This is a genomic window from Dietzia sp. DQ11-44, assembly GCF_014145205.1.
Taxonomy (GTDB): Bacteria; Actinomycetota; Actinomycetes; order Mycobacteriales; family Mycobacteriaceae; genus Dietzia; species Dietzia natronolimnaea.
Genome location: NZ_JAALEC010000702.1, coordinates 1 through 219 on the forward strand (window position 1 = coordinate 1; position 219 = coordinate 219).

The 219-nt window shown below is 76.3% G+C and carries 1 pseudogene; it reads right to left on the reverse strand.

Going from position 1 to position 219, the window contains the following annotated elements:
* A pseudogene (locus tag G6018_RS15880) lies at nt 1–168 on the reverse strand (aldolase/citrate lyase family protein); the annotation flags it as partial.
* Nucleotides 169–219 lie beyond the last annotated feature (51 nt).

Genomic DNA, 219 nt, shown 5'->3' on the forward strand with positions numbered 1-219 from the left:
GGAGGCCACGAGCGCCTCCCGGGCGGCCGGTCGGGCGTCCGGTGCGACCGCGTCCTCCAGGTCGACGATCACCACGTCCGCGCGCTCGGCCGCCTTGCCGTACCGCTCGGGGCGGTCGGCCGGGCAGAACAGCAGTGCCGGGCCGGGCGGGATCCACGCCGGGGTCATGCTGACCCCTCCCCCGCCTGGTCGGCCGGACGCTTACGGACCAGCGTCTTA